This window comes from Deferrisoma palaeochoriense (assembly GCF_054656955.1).
The window spans coordinates 35563-58711 of sequence record NZ_BAAHXI010000018.1 but is presented as its reverse complement, the minus strand read 5'-3'; the positions used below and the strand labels follow the sequence as shown (position 1 = coordinate 58711).

Genomic DNA, 23149 nt, shown 5'->3' with positions numbered 1-23149 from the left:
CCTCATTTCCAAGTCTCGCCCCCACGAAGGCGACGGGGCCCGCGAAGTACAGACCGGCCATCTCTACCGGCTTTCACATCCGTTAGGAGAGTATGTTCTCGACGCCGCAAAGGCCGCAGAGACTCCGGCAGTCGAGGTTCACTTCGACATCACCAGCCACCCCACCCGGCTTTCCGTGGTCGAGAAACTGCGGGGGAAACGGGGCTATCTGACCTTGTGCCGCCTCACCGTGGACTCGTACGATCGGGAAGAATATCTCCTGTTCTCGGGGTTCACCGATGACGGCGCGCCCCTCGACCAAGAGACGATGGAGAAGATGTTTCTCTGCGGCGGCCGCATCGTGGGGCCCTGCACTCCGCCGGAACCGGTGGCGCGCCGCCTCGCCTCCGACTCGGAGCGGCACGTCCAAGCCACATTGAGCCGGTCGCTAGAGCAGAACAGCCGGCACTTTCACGAGGCCCGCGAGAAACTGGAACGATGGGCCGATGATATGGTGCTGGCCGCCGAGAAGGCGCTCAAGGACACCAAGGAACAGATCAAGGCGCTCAGGCGCCAAGCCCGCCAAGCCGAAACCCTCCAGGAGCAGCGGGACATCCAGGAGCAAATCCGCCAGCTCGAGCGGAAACAGCGCCGGCAGCGGCAGGAGATCTTCCGCGTCGAGGACGAAATTATGGAGAAGCGCGACCGTCTCATCGACGAACTGGAAAAGCGGCTCGCGCAGAAGACCGCAACGGAAACCCTGTTCACGATCCGCTGGGCGGTGGTGTGAAGGGGCACAACACGCGAGAGGGACCTACGCAATGAGCCAGAAGTACGAAAAGCTGAAGTGCCTGCTCATGGAGCTGTTCCAGCTCGACCAGCCGGAGCTCGACTTCGGCGTCTACCGAATCCTCCATGCCCGACGCGCTGAAATCACGAAGTTTCTGGAGCAGGACCTGCTACCGCAGGTGAAAGAGGCACTTGCCGAATACAAGCCGGCAGACAAGGCGGCGCTCGAGAAGGAGCTGGCCGAGGCCATCGCCCAGGCCAAGGATCTCGGCGCCGATCCAGAAACCCTGCCCAAGGTTCAGGAACTCCGCGCCCGGCTGGCGGAGGACGTCGTGGACTTGGATGCGCTCGAAGCCGAAGTCTACGACCACCTGTACCGTTTCTTCCGGCGCTACTACGACGAAGGCGACTTCATCAGCCGGCGTGTCTACAAGGAAGGCGTCTACGCCATCCCCTACGAGGGCGAGGAGGTCAAGCTCCACTGGGCCAACGCGGACCAGTACTACATCAAGACCAGCGAGTACCTGCGTAACTACGCCTTCTGCCTGCGGCCGGACGACGAGCAGAACCCGATGCGCGTGCGCTTCCAGCTCGTGGACGCCGCCGAGGGCGAGCACGGCAACGTCAAAGAGACGAACGGCCGGGAGCGGCGCTTCAAGCTGGCGCCAGAGCCCTTCGCCGCGGTCGAGGACGGCGAACTGGTCATTCGCTTCACCTTCCAACCCGATCCGGAGAAGCGCAAGCAGAAGGACCTCAACGGCGAGACAGAGGCGGCGATCCTCGGCCTTACGGACCCCGCTCTCGCGGACTGGATCGCTGCACTACGTCGCAACTACGTGCGCGCCGATGGCACGCTCTCTGACAACTCCACCCTGCGTGTGCATCTGGATCGCTACACCGCCTGCAACACCTTCGACTACTTCATCCACAAGGACCTGGGTGGGTTCCTGCGGCGCGAGCTGGACTTCTACATCAAGAACGAGGTCATGCACCTCGACGACATCGAAAGCGAATCGGCCCCCCGAGTCGAACAGTATCTTTCCAAGATCAAGGTCATCCGCAAGATCGCCCACAAGATCATCGACTTCCTCGCCCAGCTGGAGGATTTTCAAAAGAAGCTGTGGCTCAAGAAGAAGTTCGTCACCGAGACAAGCTGGTGCATCCGACTCGGAGTGATTCCGGAAAAGTTCTATCCCGAGATCGCGGCGAACGACGCCCAGCGGGAGGAATGGGTACGGCTGTGCGCCATCGACGAGTTGAAGCCAGGCGGCGGGGACTTGTTCGAGGAGGGTGCGCCCGGCTACAGCGAACCGCTGACAGCGGAGTTTCTGAAGGCGCACCCGACGCTGATGGTGGACACGCGGCACTTCGACGTCGACTTCACCGCGCGGCTGCTGGCGGCCATCGGCGACGTGGACGAGCAGACCGACGGTGTGCTGTTTCACAGCGAGAACTTTCAAGCGTTGTCGCTGATGCAGGAGCGGTATCTGGAGCAGCTGAAGTGTATCTACATCGATCCGCCGTATAACACGGGCAAGGGCGATTTCGTTTACAAAGATGGTTATCAACATTCCTCGTGGCTGTCGATGCTTGAAGACAGAGGTGTGTTGGCTCGTGACCTTCTAAATAATGAGGGCGTTTTTGTGTCCTCGATCGGTGACGGCGAGCTCGACCGGTATAGGCTGCTGCTGGCCAACGTATTCGGATCAAACAATTTTCTTGCAAATTTTGTCTGGAATAACGAGGGCAATATCGACAACCAGAGCAAGGTAAAAGTAAACCATGAATATTTGTTGGCATTCTGTAAAGACAAACGACGCTATCCTCACCCATTGGTGATAGCTCCTGATATTGAAAAGGGAAGCAAGCTATTCAACGACACGATAGAGAACTCGATCACAAAAAACGGGCCCGCTAACCCGCCAAGCGAGGTGCGCTTGCCAGAGGGCTTTCCTGCTGCATTTGAGGAAGGAGTAATTGCGCCTCGCGGAGATAAATGGCCTCATATATTGGACCCGATAGAAGTTAAAGGTGGGAAGGTTACACGGCCCGCCCGGCTTTTTAGTGGGTGGAGTTCACGGACGTTGCTAGACAAATTCATCGCCAATAACTACGCCCCTGTAAAAGATTCAAAGGGGCTCGACACTTGGTTCAAGGTAACCGACACAGGTGCGATTTACGTTTATAAAAAGCGGGAGCAGCAAAGTCACGTTCTATCTGTGATAAGAAACGTAGGGACTGTTAAGAAAATGGCGGGTTTTTTGTCGGACATGGGGTTCACTTTCAGCTACCCCAAGCCCATTAAACTCATTCAATACGTCTGCAGATTTACCAATGATCCAGGGGCATTAATTTGTGACCACTTCGCCGGCTCCGGCACGACCGGCCACGCGGTCATCAACCTCAACCGCGAGGACGGCGGGCGGCGCAAATTCATACTCGTCGAACAGGCCGACTACTTCGACACCGTCCTGCTGCCGCGCCTGAAGAAGGTCACGTTCTCCCCCGAATGGAAGGACGGCAAACCCAAGCGCCTAGCCACACCTGAGGAGGCCGAGCGCAGTCCGCGCATGTTCAAGGTGGTCCGCCTTGAATCCTACGAGGATACCCTCAACAACCTGCAACTGAAACGCACGCAGGCGCAGCAAAGCCTGCTGGACCTGGCCGAGGCGCAAGGGCCGGACCGACTGCGGGAGCAGTACATCCTACGCTACATGCTCGACGTGGAGACGCGCGGCAGCCAGTCACTCCTGAACGTCGCCGCCTTCACCGACCCCACCGCCTACCTGCTCAAGATCAAACCCCCCGGTTCGGACGAGTCGCGGGAGGTGTGTGTCGATCTGATCGAGACCTTCAACTGGCTCATCGGCCTCGTGGTCGAGCACATCGCCGCGCCGCAGACCTTTGCGGCCGAGTTCGAGCGCGACAGCGAAGGCCGGTTGCGGCTCAAGGGGCGACTCAGGCAGGAGGCGGACGGCCCCTGGTGGTTCCGTACAGTTATCGGCACGACCCGCGATGGCCGCAAGACGCTGGTCATCTGGCGCAAGCGGCCCGGCGGCGAGGAGCCGGAGGGCATCGAGCAGGACAACCTGGTGCTCGACGAGTGGTTCACCAAGCAGGGCTACTCCAGTAAGGACAGCGAATTCGACCTGATCTACGTTAACGGCGACAACAACCTCGAGAACCTGAAGGCCCCGGACGAAACCTGGAAGGTGCGCTTGATCGAGGAGGACTTCCTGCGCCTGATGTTTGATACGGAGCGCGTGTGATGTTCAGCAACGTGAGGCAAGACGTTTTGTTGATCACTAAGCGGCGCGAAGTGAGCCGCAACCATCGTTGCCGTCAACGGATAGGCGGCAAAGGAAACGAGGGGAACTGATGGCGCGGGGACGCAAGAGAACGCCGCGGCCTTCGGTGCCCTTCAACCGCAAACTGGTGCTCAACCGGTGGCTGCTCGGACTGTTCGGCGTAGAGCGCTTCGATCAGCTCGCCGAACACCTGCGCGACGAATCGCTGGAGGGGCTGGACGAGAACAACGTCCACCGCTTCCATCATGCGCTGTGCCTCCACTTGCCGGCCGAGCAGCGCCCCCAACTGCCGGACGAACTGCTGCTCGAGTACGACCAGAATATCGTGGCGGTCACCCAGCGCCTCAACGACCGGCGCATCACCCGCGGCGATGCGCCCATCGTCTGGAAGTACTTCCAGTACCTGGCGCTCCTGTTCACCGAGATCTACCTCGACCGCTACTTCCGAGACCCCAAAGCACTGCTCGCGGCCTTGAACGAGCAAATCGCCACCATCAACGAAGGGCTGCCGGAAGCCGACAGAATCGCTCCGCTGGACGAAACGGCCGACGCGTGGCCCCAGCTGAACAAGATCTCTTTCTGGATGGCGACCGGGAGCGGGAAGACGCTGCTGATGCACGCGCACATCCTCCAGTACCGGCGCTTTCTCGAGACCCACGGCCGCTCCAGGGAGCTGAACCGCATCATCCTGCTCACCCCGAACGAGGGGCTCTCCCAGCAGCACCTGCGCGAGTTCGAGAAGGCCGGCATCGACGCAGAGATCTTCAACAAGGAGGGGCGGGGACTCTTTGCTGGGCAGGCGGTGGAGATCCTCGAAGTCACCAAGCTCAAGGACGAGATGGGCGAGAAGACCGTGGCCGTGGACGCGTTCGAGGGTAACAACCTGGTGCTGGTGGACGAGGGCCACCGGGGTGCATCGCGTGGCGGTGACGGCGCGTGGATGAAGCACCGCAACGCATTGTGCGAGAAGGGGTTCTCGTTCGAGTACTCGGCGACTTTCGGCCAGGCCGTCAAGGGCAACACCGCGCTCACCGACCTCTACGCCCGCAGCACGCTTTTTGACTACTCGTACCGCTGGTTCTACGGCGACGGCTTCGGCAAGGACTACCAGATCCTGAACCTGGAGGACGACAGCAACGCCGAGTGGATGAAGACCTACCTCACCGCCTGCCTGTTGGCGTTCTTCCAGCAGCAAAAGCTGTACCGCGACCAGGAAGGGGCGTTTCGCCCTTTCAACCTGGAGCGGCCCCTGTGGATTTTCGTGGGCGGAAGCGTCAATGCAGTACGGACAGAGCATAGGGAAAAGGTCTCTGACGTAGTAGCCATCCTTAAGTTCCTTGCCGCTTACACGGCACAGCGGAAGGACAGCATCGAACGCATCCGGCGCGTGTTGCATGAGGGTCTTGTGACGGCTAGCGGGAAGAACCTTTTCGCCGGCCGCTTCGCCTACCTGAACACATGTCGGCTTTCTCCAGAGCAGATCTTCGACGAAACGTTGGCGACTCTCTTCAATGCCCCCGGCGGTGGCGTGCTCCACGTGGAGAATCTCAAGGGGGCGGCTGGCGAGTTAGCCCTTCGTGTTGGCGACAACGACCCCTTTGGCGTGATCAACGTGGGCGACGACAGCAACCTGGTAAAGCTTTGCGAGGAAAAGGGCCTCAACGTAGCTGAGCGCGAGTTCGCGGGCTCCCTCTTCCACGAGCTCGACCGGCCCGACTCTACGGTGAACGTGCTCATCGGGTCCAAGAAGTTCACAGAGGGCTGGAGCAGCTGGCGCGTGAGCACCATGGGGCTGATGAACGTCGGAAGAGGAGAGGGAGCCCAGATCATTCAGCTTTTCGGCCGGGGTGTGCGGCTTAAAGGATACGGCATGAGTCTCAAGCGCAGCGCCCGTGCCGCGTTGCCCGAAGGCCTCGAGCGCCCGCCGCACATCGAGACGCTCGAGACCCTCAACATCTTCGGTATCCGCGCCGACTACATGGCTCAGTTCCGCGACTTCCTGGAGGAGGAGGGGCTGCCGACCAACGAAGAGCGCGTCGAGATCATCCTGCCGATTGTCAAGAATCTGGGCAAGCAGCCGCTCAAGACCATCCGCCTCAAGAAGGAGATCAACGGGGTCAAGACCGAGTTCGGAGATGCCTTCCGCAAGCTGGGACCCATTCCTACGGTGGCCCCCCCGGATCCAGACCACGAGCCGGCGACAGCCTGGCTGCAGAAAAACCCGGTGGTCCTCAACTGGTACCCGAAGATCCAGGCCATGAAGTCGCTGGGCGTTGCAGGCGGCGACGACGAGGCCGCGCCGAACCAGGCGCACCTGACTACGAAGCACGTTGCTTGTCTCGACCTCGACCGCCTGTTTTTCGACCTCGAGCGATACAAGGCGGAGCGCGGCTGGCACAACTTGAACATCCCGCGCTCAGCCATCGGGAAGTTGCTGGCCGACACCACCTGGTATCGGCTGCTCATCCCCGAGGCCGAGCTGCGCTTCGATACCTTCGAGAAGGTGCACTTGTGGCAGGAGATCGCCGGCAGCCTGCTGCGCAGGTACGTCGAGCGTTACTACACGTTTCGTAAGCGCGAGTGGGAACTGCCCCACCTCGAGTACCGCGACCTAGCCGAGGAGGATCCGAACTTCCCTTGCGTCGTGCGTGAAGGTAAACCCGAGTACGGCTACCGCATCCTGATTGAGGAGTCCCAGCAGGAGATCGTGGAAAAACTGAACGAACTGAAGGCAGCGATCGAGAAGGGAGAACTGAAGCCCTTCGAGTTCCGAGGCATTAAGACGATCTGGTTCTCGCGTCACCTGTACGAGCCACTGCTGTTTTTGGAGGGCGGCGTTGTAGAAGTCTCACCGGCGCCGCTCAACAAGGGCGAGCGGCGTTTTGTAGAGGACCTGAAGGCCTTTTGCGAAGCAAATCCCGATTACTTCAAAGACAGAGAACTGTACCTCTTGCGCAACCTGAGTCGCGGCCGCGGGGTGGGCTTCTTCGAGGCGGGCAACTTCCACCCGGATTTCATCATCTGGCAGGTGACGGGTGAGCACCAACGGGTGACCTTCGTGGATCCCAAAGGGATCCGAAATGTCGGCCTTGAAGATCCGAAGATCGGTTTTTACAAGACCGTGAAGGACATCGAGCGGCGGCTGGGGGATTCAAATATTGAAATGGAATCCTACATCGTCTCGAATACGCCGTCCCACGTCATGGCAAAACAGTGGGGAATTACGAAGGGTGAGATGATCAAGCGGCACATCGTGTTCCAAGATGAAGACAGGGACATCTATATCGAAACTATCCTACGAGGAGAAGCCGCTGGCTCTTGAGTTCGTACCCGTAGAGACAATTTCGGAAATTTTGGCAGCAAATCGCCGATCATTCACCGTCTAGGATTTCCCGCAGACTCCAAAATTTGGACAAACTTTATTTTATAACCCGAGGTCGCATAAGGGGATGGTTGGACACACTTTTTTTGAAAAGGACAGACTTTATTTTAATTGGACACACTTTATTTTACATCGACACCTGACACCCGGGCTCGCAACCCCCTACTCGACGGTTACGCTTTTGGCCAGGTTTCGGGGCTGGTCCACGTCGGTGCCCTTGAGGACCGCGGTGTGGTAGGCCAGGAGCTGGAGGGGCACCACGCTCACGATGGGCAGGAGTTCCGGGTCGAAGTCGGGCACCCGGAGCACGGCCTCGGCGTGGTCGGCGATCTCCCGATCGGACTCGCTCGCCACGGCGATGACCCGGCCCTGGCGCGCCCGGACCTCCTGGATGTTGGAGCGCATTTTCTCGTAGGTGGCCCCCAGCGGGGTCAGGGCCACGACCGGGAGCTCCTCGTCCACCAGGGCGATGGGGCCGTGCTTCATCTCGCCGGCGGCGTAGCCCTCGGCGTGGATGTAGCTGATCTCCTTTAGCTTCAGGGCCCCTTCGAGGGCGATGGGGTACTGGAGCCCCCGGCCCAGGTAGAGCGCGCTCCGGGCGTCCATGATGGACCGGGCCACGGCCTCGATGGCGGGGTCGGCCTCGAGGGCCCGCTCCACGGCCCCGGGGACGGCCCGCAGGGCCTCGATCCGCTCGGCCAGGTCCTCGGGGGTGAGCCGGCCCCGGGCCGCGCCCATGTGGAGGGCCAGGAGGTAGAGGGTGGCGAGCTGCGTGGTGAAGGCCTTGGTGGAGGCCACCCCGATCTCGGGCCCGGCGTGGGTGTAGAGGACGGCGTCGGACGCCCGGGGGATGCTCGAGCCCACCACGTTGCAGATGGAGAGGATGGGGGCGCCCTTCTCCCGGCCCTCGGCCAGGGCCGCCAGGGTGTCGGCGGTCTCCCCCGACTGGCTGATGAGGAGCAGGCCGGTTTCGGGCCCCAGGATCGGGTCCTGGTACCGGAACTCGCTCCCCAGGCTCACCTCCACCGGCACCCGGGCGATCTGCTCGATCCAGTACTTCCCCACGAGCCCGGCGTGATAGCTGGTGCCGCAGGCCACGATGTGGAGCCGGCCGATCCGCCGGGCGATCTCGTCGGCCTGGGGCCCGCCGTCGAGGTGGACGGCGGCCTTGCCGGCCCCCAGGCGGCCCGACAGGGTGTCGGCCAGGGCCCGGGGCTGCTCGAAGATCTCCTTTTGCATGAAGTGCTTGTACCCGCCCTTCTCGGCCATGGCCGGGGTCCACTGGACCACGTGGACCTCCCGGTCCACGGCCGCGCCGTCGGGCCGGGTGATCCGCACCCCGTCCCGGGTGCACACGGCCAGATCCCCGTCCTCGAGGAACACGAACCGGCGGGTGTGGCCCAAGACGGCCGGGATGTCGCTCGCCACGAAGGTCTCGCCGTCCCCGAGGCCCACGACGAGCGGGCTCGCCTTGCGGGCCGCCAGGAGCCGGTCGGGCTCTTTGATGCTCACCACGGCCACGGCGTAGGAGCCCTCGAGCCGGGCGATGGTCTGGCGCAGGGCCTCCTCGAGGCCGGCCCCCTGCTTCAGGAACCGCTGGATCAGGTGGGGGATCACCTCGGTGTCGGTCTCGCTCAGGAAGGTGTGGCCCGCGGCCGCGAGCTCCCCCCGGAGCTCCAGGTAGTTTTCGATGATGCCGTTGTGGACCACCACGACCTCGCCGGCCGCGTGGGGGTGGGCGTTCTCCTCGCTGGGCCGGCCGTGGGTGGCCCACCGGGTGTGGCCGACGCCCAGGGTGCCGGTGAGCTCCACGCCCCGGAGCTTCTCCTCCAGGGCCGCGAGCTTGCCCACGCTTCGCACGACCCGGATTTCGCCGCGTTCCACCACGGCCACCCCGGCCGAGTCGTAGCCCCGGTACTCGAGGCGTTTGAGGCCCTCGACGAGGATGGGGGTGGCGGGCTGGGGACCGATGTAACCGACGATGCCGCACATGGGGAGACTCCGTTGGGACGTTGGGACGTTAGGACGCGCGGACGTTGGGACGCTGGGACGGTTCGCCCGCCCGGAGGGCCGGTCAGCCGCCCTCGCCCCCGGGTTTGGGTTTGGGCCGCGATGACCAGTTCTCCACGTTTCGCTGCTTGCCCCGGGCCACGCCGAGGGCGCCCGGGGGCACGTCTTTCGTGATGGTGGACCCGGCCCCCACCACGGCGCCGTCGCCCACGGTCACGGGGGCCACGAGGCTCGTGTTCGACCCGATGAAGGCCCGGGCGCCGATCACGGTTGGGTGCTTGTTCACGCCGTCGTAGTTGCAGGTGATGGTGCCGGCCCCGATGTTCGCGGCCTCGCCCACGGTGGCGTCGCCCAGGTAGGTGAGGTGGTTCGCCTTGGCGCCCCGGCCCAGCACGGCCTTTTTCATCTCGACGAAGTTCCCCACCCGGGCCTCGGGCCCCACCACGGCCCCGGGCCGCAGGTGGGCGAAGGGCCCCACCTGGGCCCCGGCCTCGATCCGGGCGTCGGTCACCACACAGTAGGGCTTCACGTGGGCCCCGGGGCCCACGAGGGCGTTGACGAGGACCGCCCCGGTGTCGATCCGGGCGCCCGTGGCCACCCGGGTGGCCCCTTCGAGCCGGACCCCCGGGCCCAGGGTGACGTCAGGCGCGAGCTGCACCCCGGGCTCGATCCAGGTGGTGGCCGGGTCCTCCAGGGTGACCCCGGCCTCCATCCAGGCCCGGTGGATCCGGTCGCGCAGGATCCGGCAGGCCTCGGCGAGCTGCACCCGGGAGTTCACCCCCAGGGCCTCGTCGGGGTCGGCCAGCGCCACGGCCGCGGCCGCCCCCTCCCGGGCCGCCAGGGCCACGGCGTCGGTGAGGTACACCTCGCCCTGGGCGTTGTCGCGCCCCACCCGGGCCAGGGCCTCCCAGAGCCAGGGGAGCTCCACGGCGTAGGTGCCGGTGTTCACCTCGCGGATCGCCCGCTCGGCCTCGGTGGCGTCGGCCTCCTCCACGATGCGCTCCACCCACCCGTCGGCATCGCGCACGAGCCGGCCGTACCCGGTGGGATCGTCGAGCTCCATGGTGAGCACGGTGATCTTGGCCCCGGCGTCCCGGTGGGTGGCGGCGAGCCGCTCCAGGGTCTCGGGCCGAAGGAGGGGCACGTCGCCGCAGAGCACCAGGGCCGTGCCCGAAAACCCCTCCAGGGCCTCCCGGGCGCACAGCACGGCGTGGCCGGTGCCGAGCTGCTCGGCCTGCACCACGAACATGGCCCCGGTCGCGCCCAGGGCGGCCCGGACCTCGTCGGCCTGGTGCCCCACCACCACGACGACCCGGCCGAGCCCGGCCTTGGCGCAGGCCTCCAGGGGGTAGGCGAGGAGCGGCCGGCCCAGGAGGGGGTGGAGCACCTTGGCCGTGGCCGAGCGCATGCGGGTGCCCTTGCCCGCGGCGAGCACGATGGCGGCGACGTCCTGCATCGGTGGATCTCTCCTGCCTTGAGGGGTTGGGGCGCGTAGTATCCCGAACGGTCCCGGTGCGGGGCAACCCGGCCCGGTCACCGGGGGTGGAGCACCAGCGACGGCCCGTCGGACCGGAGCTCCACCCGGAACGCCCCCAGAAAGTCCATGCCCAAAAGCCCGTCGGCCCCCGGCACCGCGTCGTGAACGACCACCTTGAGGGGCCCCCGGCTCCGGCCCCCCACCTCGAGGCTTCGGACCTCGGCCCACCCGGCCCGGATCTTGCCGCCCGCGGTGTGGAGCTCCACGGGCGGGTCGGTGCGGACCCGAAGTCCCACCCGCCGGGCCGCCTCGGGGCTCACCACCGTGGAGGTGGCCCCGGTGTCCAGCACGAGCCGCACCGGCCCCCGGCCGTCGATCCGAACGTCCACCAGGTACCCGGCACCGGCGTCTTCGAGGGGCACCCGGTCCGGGGCCCGGGGCGGCGGAAGCCGGTCGTCCAGGGTGCGCACCCGGGGCCGCTGGTCGGGCGGGACCTGCTCCAGGTTGTCGGTGAAGTGGACCGTGCCATCCGGGCCGGTCCAGCGGTAGATCTCGGCTCCCGCGGGAAGGCTCAGCGCCAGTGACACAAGGAGCACAGCGACTGGGCGTCGGCCCGGAGCCGGGCCCTTCGGTGCTCGGGGTCTTCGTGGGGGTTGTGGCAGGTGGAGCATGTGACCTCGCCGCGGGTTCCCAGGGGCAGGCTCTCGTCGGGCTTGATCTTCTCGGACGGCACCTTCAGATGATCGGCATTCGCCGGGTGAAGGTTTACGCTGTGGCACCGCAGGCACACCATCTTCTGGGACGCCACGAGCTCCCGGCCCTCGTCCGAGCCCGGCACCGGCACGGCCACGTGGCAGGTGGGGCAGATCTTGGGATCGTCCACGTGGGGGCTCTTCTGGGTGAGCATCGACCGATTGTGGCAGCCCCCGCACAGGTCCGACCGGCCCCGGGACCGGTCGTAGAACCGCTCCCGCATCCGCTGCTGGCCCGTGTCGCACCTGTTGTCGTGGCAGGTGTAGCAGGTGATCTCGCCGTCCGGGCCGAAGGGCAGGGTGAACCCGGCGGCCGCCAGCCGCGCGAGCATCTCCTCCACCGGCGGGAACCCCGTGGGGTGGTGGCTCCGGTCGGTCACGTGGCAGCTGATGCACAGGACGTTGATGTCGCCCCGGTACCGGAGGGCCCGGCCGGGGTCGGCCTTCACGGCGTCGGGGTCGGCCGTGGTGTGGCAGGCCTTGCACGCGAAGTACTCGGGCACGTGGGGGCTTTCGGCCTGGCCCCTCTCCAGGTGCCGGGCCACCGCGGAGCGCAGGAGATGGGTGGTCTCGGTGGCGCCGTGGGGATCGTGGCAGGTGAAGCAGGTCCACTCCCCCTCGGGGCCCAGGGGCACGTCCTTCGGGAGGCTCAGGTCGGGGTCCACGTTGCGGGGATGGCCCTTGGCCAGCACGTCGTGGCAGAAGTTACACAGCCGCTTCACCTCGAGCCGGGCCGAGCCCCGGCCCGTGATGATCCGGCCCGCCTTCACCAGGTGGCAGAACCCGCACCGGCCCTCGCCCCGCCGGGCCTTGTGGGGGTTGGCGTGCTCCAGGGAGCTGCCGTGGCAGGTGATGCAAAACCCCATGCGGGTCATGCCGGGCTCGAGCCAGACGAACTTCTCCTCGGGCGTCCCGCCGTGGATGCGGTGGCAGGTGCGGCACAGGAGCGCGCCGTCCGGGGCCAGGGGCAGGCCCTCCGGGATCTTCGCCGTCTTCGGGGCCACCCCGACGGGATGGGGGTTCTCCACGGCCTCGTGGCAGGCCCAGCAGTCCTCGATCCGGGGCCCGGTGTGGCACTCGTCGCACGAGAGCTCGCCGTGGCTCCCGCCCGGGGGGGGCGGCTCCTGGCCGGAGGCGGCGGCGGCGAGGAGGAGAAGCAGGGCGGATACCAGGCCGATCCGGCGTCTCATGGCGCCCCCCCGAGCCGCACCAGGAGCGCTTCCGTGGCCTTGCGGGCCCGCTCGTCGGCGATGCGGGGGAACCGCTCCAGGTTTTCCTTGCAGAGCGCCAGGGCCTCGACCCGGCGGCCCTCGTCGGCCAGGAGACGGGCGAGATCGAGGCGCACGCCGTAGGTCAGGGGGTCCGCCGGGTCCAGGGCCAGGATCTCCCGGTACACCCGCTCGGCCTCGTGCTTGCGGCCCAGCCGGGCCAGGGTCTGGGCCTCGAGCCGCCGGCCGGGCAGGAACCGGGGCGCGAACTCCCGCAGTTGCGCGAGCCTCTTGAGCGCGATCTCGTCTCTTCCGGCCCGGCTCAGGGCCACGGCCTCGTTGTAGGTGGAAAGCCGGGTGTAGACGCTCCGCAGATTGAACCGGGCCTCGGCGTAGTCGGGGTCGATCTCGAGGGCCTTGCGGAAGGCTGCCACGGCCGCGTCGAACCGGTCGAGGGCGTAGAGGGCCACCCCCCGGGCGTTGTGGACGAGCTCGGGGGCGTAGAAGTCGGGGGAGAGTTCCAGGAACTGGTCGAAGGCCCGCAGGGCCCGCTCGTACTCCCCCCCCTTGAGAAGGAGCAGACCCTGGAAGTAGTACGCCTGGTAGAGGGCTTGCTCGGTGGGCCCGGGGGGCTCGACCCGAAGGAGCAGGCCGACCCGGTCGTAGGCCTGCTCGGCCTCCCGGTAGTGGGTCATGTCCTGCTCGAAGAGCTGGTGGTAGATGCGCGCGAGGGCCAGGCTGGGATAGGGATAGGTGGGGTCGGCGTCCTCGGAGCGCTGGAAGAGGTCGAGGGCCTTTTCGATGTTACCGGCCCGGTAGGCCCGCATGGCCTTCTTGTAGATCGCCGAGGCCTCGGCCCGGTCGGCCCGCGCCCCCACCGGGGTGAGCACCACCCCGATCACGGCCGCAACAGCTAGCCCCCCGATCCACCGCCTTCCCATGCCTCGCGTCCCCTCCCGGCCCCGTGCCGAGGCGCTCGGTTGCGCGCCGTACGATACCGGGTTTGGGCCGCCGCGGGCAAGCGAAGGCCGGGCCCCGGCGGACGGAAACCCCGCCCAGGGGTTCCTCCGCGCCGGAGGGTCGAACGGGAGAACCCGCGGCCCGGCGTCTGGACCCTACTCCCCCTCCTCGACGATCTCGTAGGCGCCGGGCTCGAGGAGGCGCTCGAGCCGGCGGCGCGGCCCCATCAGGTTCTCGCCGGGCTTGATCACGAGGCAGGGCTTCCCGTTCCGGCCCGTTTCGATCGGCTCGGGGCTCGGCTCCACCCCGGCGAAGAGCCGTGCGGACTCCGGCCAGCGCTTGTCGGGCCGGAACCCGAGCGTTCCGGCGAACTCGATCGCCGCCTCGATCACGGCCAGGGCCAGGCCCGGCTCGCACGGCTCGAACTCGACCTTGTCGTGGAAGATCTCGGGCTTGATGTTCGCGCGGTAGTCTTCGGGGTCGAGGTTCGGGAGCACGGCCGTGTCTTTGAGCCCGAGGCACCACAGATCCACGTAGTAGCCGCCCACCAGAAGCCGCCCGTTTTCCATGCGGCGCGCCACAAGGATGTGGGCCTTGCCCCGCTCCCGCCACCCCCGGCTGATCACGCACTCCTCGATCGGCAGGTCCCCGGCCCGGGCGAGCAGGCGGCCCGTGGCTGTTTCGGCCCGGGCGCTCAGCCGGCGCTGCCTCTCCCTGCGCCGTTTTTCTTCCCGTTCCTTTCGCCGCTTTTCCAACGCCTTCTGTCGGCGCCGTTCCGAGATCGCCATGGTGGTTCGGGGCTCCTCTTGGCTTGGCTGGAAAACTGAATGATGTTCGAAGGCCCTTCCCGCTGGGCGGCAACCCCTTCTGGGGATGCCGGCGTCCTCCCGTGCCCGTGGGAGCCGCTCTTGTATTGGGGCGCCAGAACTCCGGGGTGAGATGTCAGCCCCCCTGTCCTCTGTCCTCTGTCCACCGGCTCCCGGCACCGGCGGCGCGACACGCTATCGGCATCGCGCGACGCCGTCAAGACGCCCCCGATCGGCGCGACCGAAAAATCCCCCGCCCACCCCTTGCGGTCCGCCGGTGCGGTCTGCTAGTCTCGGCTCGCGTCCGCTCGGAACGACCCCCTCGTTCCATCCCCACAACCGCTTGGAAATCTTTCGGTTTTTACGGAATCTGCTCCCGCGGACCGGAAGGCCTCCTTATCCACATCTGTGGATAACTCTGTGGATATATGCCATGGATCAGCTCTGGCAAACCGTGCTGCAAGAGCTCGAGGCATCGCTTCCGACGCAGGCCTTCCAAACCTGGATCCTCCCCATCCGCCCGGTTCGCCTCGACGGCCGGGAACTCCTGCTCGAGGTCCCGAGCAAGTTCTTCTCCGACTGGCTCCAGGACCACGACTATCTGACCCTGATCCAGCGCTGTGCCGCGGCCCATGCCGGCGCGCCCGTGGAGGTGCGCTGCGTCACGGCCAAACGGGAGAAGCCCTTCGTGCGGCCCAAGCGGGAGCCGGAGCCCTCGCCGGCCGGCTGGGAGGAACGGGCCCGAAAGATCGGGCTCAACCCCAAGTACACCTTCGACAGCTTCGTGGTCGGAAGCTCCAACCAGTTCGCCCACGCGGCGAGCCTCGCGGTGGCCGAGCGCACCGGCCGCACCTACAACCCGCTCTTCATCTACGGCGGGGTGGGGCTCGGCAAAACCCACCTCCTAAACGCCATCGGCAACCATCGCCTGGCCCACGACCCCGCCTGCCGGGTATGCTACGTGCACAGCGAGAAGTTCGTCAACGAGATGATCCAGGCGCTGGCCCACAACCGGATGCCGGAGTTCCGGGAGAAGTACCGGAAGATGGACATCCTTTTGATGGACGACATCCAGTTCATCGCCGGCAAGGAACGCACCCAGGAGGAGTTCTTCCACACGTTCAACACGCTGTACGAAAGCCACAAAAACATCGTGGTCACCAGCGACAAATTTCCCAAGGAGATCCCGGGGCTCGCCGACCGGCTTCGGTCCCGGTTCGAATGGGGCCTCATCGCCGACATCCAGCCCCCCGACGTGGAAACCAAGGTCGCGATTCTCCAGAAAAAAGCCGAGATCGAATCGATTCCGCTCCCCGTCGAGGTCGCCCACTTCCTCGCGGCTCACTGCTCGTCGAACATCCGGGAGCTCGAGGGGTCGCTCCTTCGGATTATGGCGTTTTCGAACCTGACGAAGTCGGAGATCACGGTCGAACTCGCCAAGAACGTCCTGCGCGACATGCTCCGGGACACCGGGCAGGGGGTCACGGTGGAGAAGATCATGAAGGCGGTGGCCCAGCACTTCCACCTGACGGCCGCCGATCTGCGGGGGAAGCGGCGCACGAAGGCCGTGGCCCACCCCCGGCAGATCGCCATGTACCTGGCCCGGGAACTCACCGACAGCTCGTTTCCCGAGATCGGCCAAAAGTTCGGCGGGCGAGATCACACGACGGTGATGTACGCCCACGGCAAGATTTCGAAGGCCCTGTCCTCGGATCCGGATCTCCGGGCCGAAGTCGACGCGATCCGGCGCAAGCTGGGGACATAGCGGTGGAAGGCTTGGGGACAACCCTGGGGATAACCTGTGGCGAGTTCGGCCGGCCTGGGATCCTGTGGATAACCCCGATCTTATCCACAGACTTCTCCACACCCCGATTTCGTAGGCCCGCCGCCGGGGTTTGCTCGTTTTCCACAGTTTCCACAGCCCCTATGGATTACTGGCAAAGAAAAAAAATCTAATCACCCTAGGAGGTCCCATGATCGTCCAACTCGAGCGGGATTCCGCCACCCGAGCCCTGGCCCAAGCGGTTTCCGTTCTGGAGCGAAAGTCCACCCGCGAGATCCTGGAGCACGTGCTCCTCCAGGCGCGCCCCGGCACGCTGGAGCTCCGGGCCACCGACCTCAAGATCAGCCTGACCCAGGCGATCCCGTGCGAAACGTCGAGCCCGGGAGCCGTGGCGGTACCCGGCCGGAAGCTCTACGAGATCTTCCGCGAACTGCCGGCCGCTCCCGTACGCCTGGAACTCGAAGAAAACCGGTGGCTTCACATCACGGCGGCCCGAAGCAGCTTCCACATCCCGACCGAGCGAGCCGACGAGTTTCCGGAGTTTCCCGCTGCCCCCGAGGAGTACCATCCGTTTCCGGCGGCGTCGTTCACCCGGATGCTGGAAAAGACCCTGTTCTCGGCCTCCAACGACGAGACCAGGCCGACCCTCTGCGGGGTGTACCTCCACGCCCACGAAGACCCGGCCGGGGGGACCGAAACCCTCCGAATGGTTTCCACCGACGGCCATCGGCTGACCATCATGGAACAGCCGACCCCGGGCGTGCTCGACATGTTCCGGGACGGCATCATCCTGCCCAAGAAAGGCCTCGGGAGCTTGAAGGCCCTGGTGGACGATTCCGGGGAAGGGTTCGAGATCGCCCAGTCGGGCGGCAGGATCTTCTGCCGGTTGACGAACGCAGAGATGTGCCTGACCCCGATCGACGGCGCGTTTCCGCGGTACCAGGACGTGATCCCGTCGGATCCGAGAAACCGGGTGATTCTGGCGAAGGACCCGTTCGCCGACGCCCTGCGCCGGGTGTCCCTCATGACCGACCCCGACACCCACAGCGTGGTCTTCGAGGCCTCGGAGGACCGCGTGGTTCTGCGATCCATGAACGCCCAGGCCGGGGACAGCCGGGAGGAGATCGAGGCCCGCCTGGAGGGGGAACCCCAGAAGATCGCCTTTAACGCCTCCTACTTCATCGAGGCCCTCCGCCACCTGGACGGGGAGGAGGTCAAGGTGGAGATCGACCAACCCCTGGCCCCGTGCCTCATCCGCTCCGACGACGACCCCGGATACCTGTGCGTGGTGATGCCGATCCGCATCGACTGACCGTGCGCATCGAGCGGTTTCGGGCCGCCGGGTTCCGGAACCTGGCGGCCCTTGATTTTTCCCGACCCGAACGGATCTGTGTGCTCTGGGGGCCCAACGGCCAGGGAAAAACCAACGTCCTCGAGGCGATCCGGGTCGCGTCCTGCCTGCAAAGTTTCCGTACTCACCGGAGTTCGGATCTGGTACAATTCGGCGGTTCGGGTTACCACCTCCGAGCCCGGGTGGAAGCGGACGGGATCACCCGGGACGTCAGCGTGTCCTGGACGGCTTCGGGCCGGCGGGTGGAGGTGGACGGTGCCCGTCCCAGGGCCGTGCAGGAGTACCTGTCTGTTTTGCCCACCGTGGTGTTCTCGCCGGCCGACACGGGGTTAGCCCACGCCAACCGGGAGGCGGGCCGGCGCTACGTGGACGCCGCCGCGTTCTTCCAGAACCCGCTCCACGCGGCTCATCTCCAGAGGTATCGCAGGGCGCTGCGCCAAAGAAACGCGGCCCTCCGGCGTAGCTCCCGGGAGGCCGCCGTGTGGGAGGCGGAGATCGCTCGGTACGGGGCGCTGGTGCACGGGGAACGCGCGAGAACTCTCGGGGAGCTTGGGGGGATGGTGGGGGAGCTGTACCGGGAGTTGAGCAGGGCTCGGGAAACCCTGTCGCTGGGGCTGTCGGCGCCGTATCTCGCACCCGGGCCGACGCCGGCGTACGGCGATGCCCTGGCGGCGGCGCTCGAGAAGAACCGGGACGAGGACGCGCGCAGGGGGTTTACCCAGGCGGGACCCCACCGGGACCGGCTCGAGGTGTTCCTGGACGGAAGGCCGGTGGAAACCCACGGGTCCCAGGGGCAGCGCCGAACCGCCGCGCTTGCGATGAAGCTGGGACTCCTGCGCTGGGGACTCCGATGCCTGGGAGCGCCGCCCGTGCTTCTCTTGGACGACCCCGGCGCGGAACTCGACCCCTCCCGACTGGAGGCGTTGGGGCGGTTCGTGACGTCTTGGAAGGGGCAGGTGTGGGTCGCGACCCCGGATCCCAGGGCCCTGCCCCTGGACGGCGCGGACGATGTGGGTTTTTACCGGATGGATTTGGGAACGCCGTGCCGGAGCCGCCCGTGACGCCCAGGGGCTGACCCGGGCGAGGGGGAGCACCCCTTGGAGCGGCACGTCCCTTGTCGTTTTCCAGCCTTCCGGCATGCCATCGCAGGGATCAGGAAGGGCGAAGCCACGATGACCGAACAGGATATGCAGAAGATCGAAGAGCTCTACACGGCCGACAGCATCAAGGTGCTGGAGGGGCTTGAGGCCGTTCGGAAGCGGCCGGCGATGTACATCGGATCCACGGGCTCGATGGGCCTGCACCACCTCGTCTACGAGGTGGTGGACAACTCCATCGACGAGGCCCTGGCGGGGTACTGCGATTTGGTCAGGGTGGTCATCCACGTGGACAACTCGATCACCGTGGAGGACAACGGCCGAGGCATTCCCGTGGACATCCATAAGGACACGGGGAAGCCCGCGGCCGAACTCGTTCTCACCACGCTCCACGCCGGGGGCAAATTCGACAACAAGACCTACCGGGTGTCCGGCGGCCTCCACGGGGTGGGCGTGTCGGTGGTCAACGCCCTTTCCGAGTGGCTGGAGGTGGAGATCCGCCGGGACGGGAAGGTGTACCACCAGGCCTTCCGCCGGGGCGTTCCGACCAAGCCCCTCACGGTCGTCGGGACGACGACCCGGCGCGGCACCAAAGTGCATTTCAAGCCCGACCCCGAGATCTTCACGGAAACGGAGTACTCGTTCGACATCCTGGCCACCCGGCTCCGGGAACTGGCGTTCCTGAACCCGGGGATCCGGATCCTCCTGGAGGACGAACGGGAGGAAAAATCGGCGGAGTTCTGCTACGAGGGAGGGATTCGTTCGTTCGTCGAGCACCTGAACCGGTCGGTCACCCCGCTCCACGAGGCCATCTACTTCTCGGGGCAGAACGACAACGTGATCGTGGAGATCGCGATCCAGTACAACGACGGCTACAAGGAGCGGCTCTTCAGCTTCGTCAACAACATCAACACCCGGGAAGGGGGCACCCACGTCACCGGGTTCCGGGCGGCCCTGACCCGAACCCTCAACCAGTACGGGAAGGCCCACAATCTTCTCAAGGACGTAAAAAGCGGTCTCAGCGGCGACGACGTGCGGGCGGGGCTCACGGCCGTGATCTCCGTGAAGGTGCCGGACCCCCAGTTCGAGGGCCAAACCAAAACAAAGCTGGGGAACTCCGAGGTCCGCGGCCTGGTGGAAAACATCTGCAACGAGCAACTCTCGCGGTATTTCGAGGAAAACCCCTCCGTGGCCCGGAAGATCGTGGACAAATGTGCGCGGGAGGCCTTGGCCCGGGAGGCGGCCCGGAAGGCCAAGGAGCTCACCCGCCGGAAGAACGCCCTGGATTCCGCGAGCCTTCCGGGGAAGCTCGCCGACTGCCAGGAGAAGGATCCGGCCCGGAGCGAACTCTACATCGTGGAGGGGGACAGCGCCGGCGGGTCGGCGAAGCAGGGTCGGGACCGCCGGTTTCAGGCGATCCTCCCGCTCAAGGGAAAGATCCTGAACGTCGAGAAGGCTCGGCCCGAGAAGATGCTCTCCAACAAGGAGATCGCGGCCCTGGTGACCGCCATCGGCGCGGGCATCCACGACGAGTTCGACCCGGAGCGGGCGCGGTACCACAACATCATCATCATGACCGACGCCGACGTGGACGGAAGCCATATCCGCACGCTGCTGCTCACGTTTTTCTACCGGATGATGCCCGACCTGATCGAGCGGGGTTATCTGTACCTGGCCCAGCCGCCCCTATACCGGGTGGCCAAGGGCAAGCAGGAGCGCTACCTGGCCAACGAGGAGGAGCTCCAGCGGTTCCTCGTGGAGGAGGCGGTGGGCGACAACGTGGTCCGGATCGAGAAAACCGGACGGGTCTACGCCGGAGCCCACCTGAGGGATCTCCTGCTCCGGATTTTCGAGTTCCGCTTTTACCTGGAGCGGTTGGCGAAGAAGGGGTTCGAGCGCGACGCCCTCCGGGTGGTCCTGAACGCAGGGCTCCGAAGCGAGGATGCCCTTCGTTCGGAAGAGGCGTTCGAGCCCTACCGCCGGGCCCTCGAGGAGAAGGGCTACCTGGTGAGCCAGGACGGCTATGACGAGGAGCACAGCCTGTACCGGTTCCGGGCCGTGCGGAAGGTGAACGGCCGGCGGGCGACCTGCCCCATCCACCGCGATCTCCTCGAGTCGGCCGACTACCGGGCCCTGTACCGGGTGAACGAGACCCTGGGGGACATGCGGGAGCCCCCGTTTACGATCCTGCGCAGGGCCGGCGAGGAGGAGGGAAAGACGACGGTGGCCTCGAAGCAGGAGCTTCTGGACGTCCTGATCGAACGGGCCCGCAAGGCGTACACGATTCAGCGGTACAAGGGGCTGGGCGAGATGAACCCCCAGCAGCTCTGGGAGACCACCATGGACCCCGCCCGCCGGACGCTGTTGCAGGTGAAGCTCGAGGACGCGGTGGCCGCGGAGGAGATCTTCAGCATCCTCATGGGCGACGCCGTGGACCCGCGGCGGGAGTTCATCCGGTCCCACGCCCTTGAGGTGCGAAACCTGGACGTGTAGGGTCGGGCCCGATGCGATGGACGAAGGGCCACCCGATGGCGGGTGGCCCTTCGCCGTTTCAGCCCCCGAACAGGGGCCGGAGCTCCGAGGCCACGTCCTCGGGGGACCGGAGGATCATGGGTTCCTGTTCGATGACGTCGAAATGGATGTCCGAGCACGACGCCGGGGGCAGAAACGCACGGGGCACCACCCGCACCTGACACCGGAACGAGGGGTCGGGAAGCCCCATCGCGGCCAGGTTGAAGCTCCAAAGCCCCTGGCTTTCTAGATACCCGAACAGCGCAAGAAGCCCGGGCACCAGGGCCTCCCAGTCGGAGGCGTCGAGGTCGGCCACGTCGGCCTTCGAGGCGTGAACCGCCACCCACTCGAAGTAGCGGCCCTGGGGTGCCGGGTCCACCAGGAGCCGCCAGGGGCCGGCCTCCCCGAGCCATCGGGCGCCGTCGCGCCGCTCCTCGGAGACCAGGTGATCCCAGGGGTTCGTTCCCGGCGGGGCGCCGACGCGGGTGGCACCCTCGGCCAGGCGCCGCAGCCGGGTGGGGGCCGTGGGGGTAGCCATGAGCTGGTGGTGGGGATGCACGATGCTCGAGCCGGCGGGGGGCATGTAGTTCCAGTGGAGGAGGCGCACCCCGAGGTCGGGCCGGCGCTCCCGGACCGCCCCCAACACCCGTCGGGCCGCCTCGAAGGCGTCGAGCAGCATGGGTTCGGTGAAGTCCCGGAGTTCCACGAAGTGCTCCCGGGTGAGCACGCTCACGGCCGAAAGGCCCGCGTAGGCCAGGAGGTTCGGAAACACCCGGACCTCCCCCACGGCCACCCGGCCTTCCCCGAGGAGGTCCGGGGGAAACGCGGGGGTTCGGGTTTCCACGGCTTCCGGGCAAAACGGGCAGCCCTCCAGGGTGTGGGCGTAGGCGGTGCGCAGGTCGGGGATCCGGAGCGGACGGTGGGGGGGCGTCAGGATGCGCACCGTGTCGCCGGTGAGGGGGTGGGTTCGCACCTCCACGCGGCGGACGACCTGACGGCCGTCGGGGAGGACCATGGAGGCGGTTTCTTCCCGGATTTCGAGTCTCATCCCGATCCCTCCTTGCGGGACGCCTTCTCCCGCACGGCCGCGAGGAACGGGCCCGCCTCGATCACGTACCGGACGTGGCGGGCCTCGCCGATGGGTTCGGCCTCGTCGTGGCATTCCACCCGGAACACGTACTTCTTCCCCTGCTTCTCCTCCAGGTGGGCCGTGGTGCGCACGGTCCAGCCCAGGGGCGTGGGCCTCGTGTGCCGAAGCTCCACCAAGGCGCCGACGCTCATCTCCCCGTCCTCGAGGTCGGGCTCCATGAGGCGGGCCGCCGCGGCTTCGACCGCGCCCACCAGGAACGGGGTGGCGAACACCGGGGGAGAGCTCTCCTGGAACCGATGGGCCCCCATGTCCTCCGTGGTCTTGAGCTCGTAGGTGAACGACTCGCCCACGCGAACGACATCCTTCGGCATCGGATCTCCTCCTGGTAACTTCATGCTCGGCGGCTAGGCAGCTTGGCAGCTAGGCGGAACGTATCGCTGGGACGTTAGGAGGCTAGGACGCGAAAATCCTTTGGTATTTCAGCGTCAGCGGCTGTCCCAACCCGTGGAAGCGACTGTCGTATCAGGGGCCAGAATTCAGAAGTCAGAGGTCAGAGAACCCTCTGTCCTCTGTCGTCTGTCCACTGACTCCTGACACGGCGGCTCCTTGGCCCGCCCGCCAGCGCGCGCGCCGGCGCTTACGCGTG

The 23149-nt window shown here is 66.0% G+C and carries 14 protein-coding genes and 1 pseudogene; 7 read left to right on the top strand and 8 right to left on the bottom strand.

From position 1 onward, the window contains the following. The 3 genes and pseudogenes from ACYQ8L_RS07080 to ACYQ8L_RS07070 all read left to right on the top strand — a co-directional run. A pseudogene (locus ACYQ8L_RS07080) lies at positions 1 to 769 on the top strand (ATP-dependent helicase); the annotation flags it as partial. Positions 770 to 800: 31 nt separating this feature from the next. Next, complete coding sequence (locus ACYQ8L_RS07075) at positions 801 to 4037, top strand: site-specific DNA-methyltransferase (protein ID WP_459941083.1); 3237 nt, start codon at positions 801 to 803, stop codon at positions 4035 to 4037. A gap of 109 nt (positions 4038 to 4146) precedes the next feature. Next, positions 4147 to 7398, top strand: coding sequence for a DEAD/DEAH box helicase family protein (locus ACYQ8L_RS07070; RefSeq protein WP_459941082.1), 3252 nt, complete (start codon positions 4147 to 4149; stop codon positions 7396 to 7398). A 222-nt stretch (positions 7399 to 7620) separates the two neighbouring features. Here the strand turns inward: ACYQ8L_RS07070 and glmS are convergent, their stop codons facing one another. The 6 genes from glmS to ACYQ8L_RS07040 all read right to left on the bottom strand — a co-directional run bounded on the left by glmS (position 7621) and on the right by ACYQ8L_RS07040 (position 14653). Then, on the bottom strand, positions 7621 to 9450 hold the full coding sequence (gene glmS, locus ACYQ8L_RS07065; protein ID WP_459941081.1) for a glutamine--fructose-6-phosphate transaminase (isomerizing): 1830 nt from the start codon (positions 9448 to 9450) through the stop codon (positions 7621 to 7623). Between the two features lie 82 nt (positions 9451 to 9532). Then, on the bottom strand, positions 9533 to 10924 hold the full coding sequence (glmU, locus tag ACYQ8L_RS07060; protein WP_459941080.1) for a bifunctional UDP-N-acetylglucosamine diphosphorylase/glucosamine-1-phosphate N-acetyltransferase GlmU: 1392 nt from the start codon (positions 10922 to 10924) through the stop codon (positions 9533 to 9535). 77 nt (positions 10925 to 11001) lie between these two features. Beyond that, positions 11002 to 11532 carry a TIGR02281 family clan AA aspartic protease gene (locus ACYQ8L_RS07055; RefSeq protein ID WP_459941079.1) on the bottom strand — a complete coding sequence of 177 codons (531 nt, stop codon included), beginning with the start codon at positions 11530 to 11532 and terminating at the stop codon, positions 11002 to 11004. Next, a complete protein-coding gene (locus ACYQ8L_RS07050; RefSeq protein WP_459941078.1) occupies positions 11517 to 12887 on the bottom strand; it encodes a cytochrome c3 family protein in 1371 nt (456 codons plus the stop codon). Before ACYQ8L_RS07050 ends, ACYQ8L_RS07055 begins: the two co-directional genes overlap by 16 nt. Beyond that, entirely contained in the window at positions 12884 to 13846 is a 963-nt protein-coding gene (locus ACYQ8L_RS07045) for a tetratricopeptide repeat protein (RefSeq protein WP_459941077.1), read from the bottom strand. Before ACYQ8L_RS07045 ends, ACYQ8L_RS07050 begins: the two co-directional genes overlap by 4 nt. 174 nt (positions 13847 to 14020) lie before the next feature. Next, a complete protein-coding gene (locus tag ACYQ8L_RS07040; protein ID WP_459941076.1) occupies positions 14021 to 14653 on the bottom strand; it encodes a hypothetical protein in 633 nt (210 codons plus the stop codon). Between the two features lie 451 nt (positions 14654 to 15104). Here ACYQ8L_RS07040 and dnaA point away from each other — a divergent pair, with 451 nt between their 5' ends. The 4 genes from dnaA to gyrB all read left to right on the top strand — a co-directional run bounded on the left by dnaA (position 15105) and on the right by gyrB (position 21395). Then, positions 15105 to 16436, top strand: coding sequence for a chromosomal replication initiator protein DnaA (gene dnaA / locus ACYQ8L_RS07035; protein WP_459941075.1), 1332 nt, complete (start codon positions 15105 to 15107; stop codon positions 16434 to 16436). Between the two features lie 208 nt (positions 16437 to 16644). Continuing rightward, a complete protein-coding gene (dnaN, locus tag ACYQ8L_RS07030) occupies positions 16645 to 17766 on the top strand; it encodes a DNA polymerase III subunit beta (protein ID WP_459941074.1) in 1122 nt (373 codons plus the stop codon). A 2-nt stretch (positions 17767 to 17768) separates the two neighbouring features. After that, on the top strand, positions 17769 to 18866 hold the full coding sequence (gene recF, locus ACYQ8L_RS07025) for a DNA replication/repair protein RecF (RefSeq protein WP_459941073.1): 1098 nt from the start codon (positions 17769 to 17771) through the stop codon (positions 18864 to 18866). Positions 18867 to 18977: 111 nt separating this feature from the next. Next, positions 18978 to 21395 carry a DNA topoisomerase (ATP-hydrolyzing) subunit B gene (gene gyrB, locus ACYQ8L_RS07020; RefSeq protein ID WP_459941072.1) on the top strand — a complete coding sequence of 806 codons (2418 nt, stop codon included), beginning with the start codon at positions 18978 to 18980 and terminating at the stop codon, positions 21393 to 21395. A gap of 58 nt (positions 21396 to 21453) precedes the next feature. On the opposite strand, the gene ACYQ8L_RS07015 is transcribed toward gyrB, so the two are convergent. Together ACYQ8L_RS07015 and ACYQ8L_RS07010 are read right to left on the bottom strand one after the other, a co-directional pair. Beyond that, the gene (locus ACYQ8L_RS07015) at positions 21454 to 22461 is read right to left on the bottom strand and encodes a hypothetical protein (RefSeq protein ID WP_459941071.1); all 1008 of its coding nucleotides are present in this window, start codon (positions 22459 to 22461) and stop codon (positions 21454 to 21456) included. Further along, positions 22458 to 22874, bottom strand: coding sequence for a thioesterase family protein (locus tag ACYQ8L_RS07010; protein ID WP_459941070.1), 417 nt, complete (start codon positions 22872 to 22874; stop codon positions 22458 to 22460). Before ACYQ8L_RS07010 ends, ACYQ8L_RS07015 begins: the two co-directional genes overlap by 4 nt. Between the last annotated feature and the right edge of the window lie 275 nt (positions 22875 to 23149).

What these genes read in the sequence shown, in the direction of transcription:
- ACYQ8L_RS07075 (WP_459941083.1), top strand. Translation starts at nt 801, where the DNA reads ATGAGCCAGAAGTACGAAAAGCTGAAGTGCCTGCTCATGGAGCTGTTC.
- ACYQ8L_RS07070 (WP_459941082.1), top strand. Translation starts at nt 4,147, where the DNA reads ATGGCGCGGGGACGCAAGAGAACGCCGCGGCCTTCGGTGCCCTTCAAC.
- glmS (WP_459941081.1), bottom strand. Translation starts at nt 9,450, where the DNA reads ATGTGCGGCATCGTCGGTTACATCGGTCCCCAGCCCGCCACCCCCATC.
- glmU (WP_459941080.1), bottom strand. Translation starts at nt 10,924, where the DNA reads ATGCAGGACGTCGCCGCCATCGTGCTCGCCGCGGGCAAGGGCACCCGC.
- ACYQ8L_RS07050 (WP_459941078.1), bottom strand. Translation starts at nt 12,887, where the DNA reads ATGAGACGCCGGATCGGCCTGGTATCCGCCCTGCTTCTCCTCCTCGCC.
- ACYQ8L_RS07045 (WP_459941077.1), bottom strand. Translation starts at nt 13,846, where the DNA reads ATGGGAAGGCGGTGGATCGGGGGGCTAGCTGTTGCGGCCGTGATCGGG.
- ACYQ8L_RS07040 (WP_459941076.1), bottom strand. Translation starts at nt 14,653, where the DNA reads ATGGCGATCTCGGAACGGCGCCGACAGAAGGCGTTGGAAAAGCGGCGA.
- dnaA (WP_459941075.1), top strand. Translation starts at nt 15,105, where the DNA reads ATGGATCAGCTCTGGCAAACCGTGCTGCAAGAGCTCGAGGCATCGCTT.
- dnaN (WP_459941074.1), top strand. Translation starts at nt 16,645, where the DNA reads ATGATCGTCCAACTCGAGCGGGATTCCGCCACCCGAGCCCTGGCCCAA.
- gyrB (WP_459941072.1), top strand. Translation starts at nt 18,978, where the DNA reads ATGACCGAACAGGATATGCAGAAGATCGAAGAGCTCTACACGGCCGAC.
- ACYQ8L_RS07015 (WP_459941071.1), bottom strand. Translation starts at nt 22,461, where the DNA reads ATGAGACTCGAAATCCGGGAAGAAACCGCCTCCATGGTCCTCCCCGAC.
- ACYQ8L_RS07010 (WP_459941070.1), bottom strand. Translation starts at nt 22,874, where the DNA reads ATGCCGAAGGATGTCGTTCGCGTGGGCGAGTCGTTCACCTACGAGCTC.